Source organism: Actinomyces sp. HMSC075C01, assembly GCF_001812965.1.
Lineage (GTDB): Bacteria > Actinomycetota > Actinomycetes > Actinomycetales > Actinomycetaceae > Actinomyces > Actinomyces acetigenes.
Map to the genome: position 1 here is coordinate 1 of NZ_KV810923.1, position 3,366 is coordinate 3,366.

Genomic DNA, 3,366 nt, shown 5'->3' on the forward strand with positions numbered 1-3,366 from the left:
CACTAACCAATCCCCTTGGAATCAATCATCTAGTTGACAGAGAGCGCTGGGTTGACATGTAGATAGTAATGGTATCTACTTAGATCGATACTTTCACTATCCAGTTAGGACTCGTCTTGTCCACCCAGACCACACATCGTTCGCTCGGCGAGCCTTCCCCCACCTCGCCAACCGCCGGAACCGGGGACCATCATCGAATCCCTCCTGCGTGGGTCATGCTTGCAATCGCCCTTCCCACCCTGATGACGTCACTGGACTCATTGGTGGTCACGATCGCGCTTCCGCAGATTCACCGGGACCTGGGGGCCTCGGTCACCGAGCTGCAATGGTTCGTCAATGCCTACACGCTCACTTATGCCACCTTGATCCTGCCAACCGCAGCACTGGGGGACCGGATCGGGCGCCGTAAGCTCTTCCTGTGGGCGGTGTTCCTGTTCACCTCAGCCTCAGCTCTGGCAGCACTGGCCTCCACACCCTTGGCACTCATCGGCGCCCGGGTGGTCCAAGGTGCCAGCGGGGCGGCCATCGGCTCACTGTCCCTGGCGCTCCTGGCCGACGCCGTACCCCCGCACCTGCGAGAACTCGCCATCGGTGTGTGGGGCAGCGTCAATGGCCTGGGTGTTGCCGCCGGCCCCATCGTCGGAGGCGCCGTCGTTGAGGATCTGCACTGGAGCTTCATCTTCTGGATCAATCTCCCAGTGGGCGCCCTGTCCCTGTCACTGGGATGGTGGAGTCTTCGCAACGTCGTCACCGTAGGCAGGTCTGGGGCTCGGTCAACCGACCTCGCGGGACTGGCGATGGCGGCGACCTTCGTCTTCCCGTTGACCTGGGCACTGGTGGAGGGCAGCAGCCGCGGCTGGACCAGCCCCCTGGTTCTTGGATGCTTGGCTCTGGCACTGGCCTCACTGGCCGGCTTCATCTGGCGGGAGCGCACCGCTCGTAGTGCTTTTGTGCCAGCGCGCCTGTTCCGCGACCGGAGCTTCGACCTAGTCAACACCGTAGCGATGCTCTTCTCCGCAGGGATCTTCGGATCAGTGTTCCTCGTCAGTCAGTATCTTCAGATCGGGATGGGCTTTGGCCCACTGGAGTCGGGACTGCGCGCAGCACCATGGACCATGGTTCCCATGGTGGTGGCCCCGGTGGCGGGAGTGCTCGTCAAGCGCTACGGGCCACGGGCGGTGCTACTGATCGGTATGGTGCTGCAGACGGCGGCAGTAGGGTGCTTCGTGCTCCTGGCGCACACGAGCAGCGGTTACGGCCCCTACGTCCTGCCCATGCTCATCGCAGGTACTGGCATGGGGCTGACCTTCTCCCCGTTGGCAACCGCAGTCCTGGAGGGGATCGCGTCTCAGGACCGTGCCATCGTCTCGGGGGTCAATCAAACGGCTCGTCAGCTGGGGACGGCCACAGGCATCGCGCTGTGCACTGCCCTTTTCACCACCTTCGGCGCTTACGCCCCTGGTGAGAGATTCACCGCCGGACTCGTCCCAGCGCTGGGCGCCTGCACGGTTTTGCTGGTAGCAGCCACAGCACTTGTCATTGCCATGCCTCGCGGCCGGTTACAGCCGGCAGGCCAGGAGTGAGGAGACGAGGATGGCGCGCGCCCCGACCTCGTAGAGCTCGTCCATGACCCGGTTCATGTCGGCTCGCGGGACCATGGCGCGCACCGCCACCCAGTCGGGGTTCTGCAGGGGGGAGACGGTGGGGGACTCGATGCCCGGGGTGAGGGCCGTCGCCAGGTGCAGCTTGTTCATGGGGATGTCGTAGTCGACGAGCACGTAGGCGCGGGCGCGCAGCACCCCCTCCAGCCGCCGCACGAGCGTGGCCAGTCCGGGCTCTGCGCGGAACTGCTCGGTGGTGATGAGCACGGCCTCGCTGATGAGGATCGGATCCCCGAAGGTCTCCAGTCCGGCCGCCCGCAGCGTCGTACCGGTCTCGACGACGTCGGCGATGAGGTCGGCCACGCCCAGCTGGACGGAGGACTCCACGGCGCCGTCGAGGTGAACGGTCTGGGCCTCCACGCCCCGGGAGGCCAGGTAGCTGCGCACCAGGACGTCGTAGGAGGTGGCCACCCGGCGCCCGGCGACGTCGGCCAAGGAGCTCATGGTCCCCTTGGGGGCGGCAAAGCGGAAGGTGGAGCGGGCGAAGCCCAGGGGCAGGTGCTCGACGGCGTCAACCCCGGAGTCCAGGAGCAGGTCGCGGCCGGTGATGCCGGCGTGGACGGTGCCCTGACCGACGTAGACGGCGATGTCGCGCGGACGCAGGAAGAACAACTCGACGTCGTTGGCCTCGTCGACGAGCACGAGCTCACGGCCCGTGCGGCGGGTGCGGTAGCCCGCCTCGGAGAGCATGGTGATGGCGGGGTCGGACAAGGAGCCCTTGTTCGGGACGGCAATACGCAGCACGGCGGTTCCTGATCTGTGGTGGGGGAGTCGAGTAGGAGGCGTGAGGGGGCTCGGGGACTACAGGTAGCGGTAGACGTCCTGGAGGCTGTAGCCCTTGGCGAGCATCATGACCTGGGCGTGGTAGAGCAGCTGGCTGATCTCCTCGCAGGCGGCCTCATCGGACTCGTGCTCGCAGGCCATCCAGGCCTCGGCGGCCTCCTCCACGAGCTTCTTGCCGATGAAGTGGACCCCGCGGTCCAGCTCCTCCACCGTCCCGGAGCCCTCAGGGCGGGTGGCTGCCTTGTGCTGCAGCTCGTCGAAAAGGTCTTCAAAGGTCTTCATGGGCCTAGGTTATCGGAAAGCCGGTGGTCCGATGACCGACTCCGTGCCATCTCGTGACGTCTGAGGCTCCGGTAGGGGCGGGCCACCTGGACATGTGATGGCTTGTTACCCATTGTGCTGCGGGAAGGCGGCTGGACGCCCTCAGTCGTTCTGATGGCGTTCGGGATGTACTGCACGAGAGTCAAGAACCTACGGGGCAAGGTTCAGGGGTACCTCCAAGAGAGTCGGGGCGCGTGCAGTGCGCGCGCTCTGGCCATACATCTACATCCCCACCTTCGTGGAGTAGACCGATCCAAGGGGATCGGCTCGGGGGAGCGTTGGACCGGACCGCAGGGAGCCTGTACAGAAGCTCGTAGAAAATGGACAAGGGCAGCTGAAGCGAAGGCACCCGGATCCACCATAAGTACTACTCCAGTGTCGATCACGCCAGCGGCTCGGGGCTGGCACGACAAGCACTGGCTCCTTCGCCGTATGCGCGCCTGGCGTTCATCGTCAGAACTCTGCGGTTCGGGCGCGCCTCCTTGGCACGTGGTGAGGGAAGCAGCGTTCGGCAGGCTACGGGGATTCTGCCGGTTCGTGAGGAGCGTGGGGGAGTCCTGTGTCAGAGGTTTTCCACAGGGTGTCTTGAGGGGCTGGTGTG

The 3,366-nt window shown here is 65.1% G+C and carries 3 protein-coding genes; 1 reads left to right on the forward strand and 2 read right to left on the reverse strand.

Features of this window, described 5'->3' with window-relative positions; all coding sequences use genetic code 11:
- The first annotated feature begins 215 nt into the window (after nucleotides 1-215).
- Nucleotides 216-1,583, forward strand: coding sequence for an MFS transporter (locus HMPREF2883_RS00330; RefSeq protein WP_070658133.1), 1,368 nt, complete (start codon nucleotides 216-218; stop codon nucleotides 1,581-1,583).
- Here the strand turns inward: HMPREF2883_RS00330 and hisG are convergent.
- Both hisG and HMPREF2883_RS00340 read right to left on the reverse strand, forming a co-directional pair.
- Nucleotides 1,560-2,405: an ATP phosphoribosyltransferase gene (hisG, locus tag HMPREF2883_RS00335; protein WP_070658134.1), complete on the reverse strand. Its 846-nt coding sequence runs from the start codon at nucleotides 2,403-2,405 to the stop codon at nucleotides 1,560-1,562. The genes HMPREF2883_RS00330 and hisG overlap by 24 nt on opposite strands.
- Before the next feature lie 57 nt (nucleotides 2,406-2,462).
- Nucleotides 2,463-2,726 carry a phosphoribosyl-ATP diphosphatase gene (locus tag HMPREF2883_RS00340; RefSeq protein ID WP_070658136.1) on the reverse strand — a complete coding sequence of 88 codons (264 nt, stop codon included), beginning with the start codon at nucleotides 2,724-2,726 and terminating at the stop codon, nucleotides 2,463-2,465.
- Nucleotides 2,727-3,366: the final 640 nt, after the last annotated feature.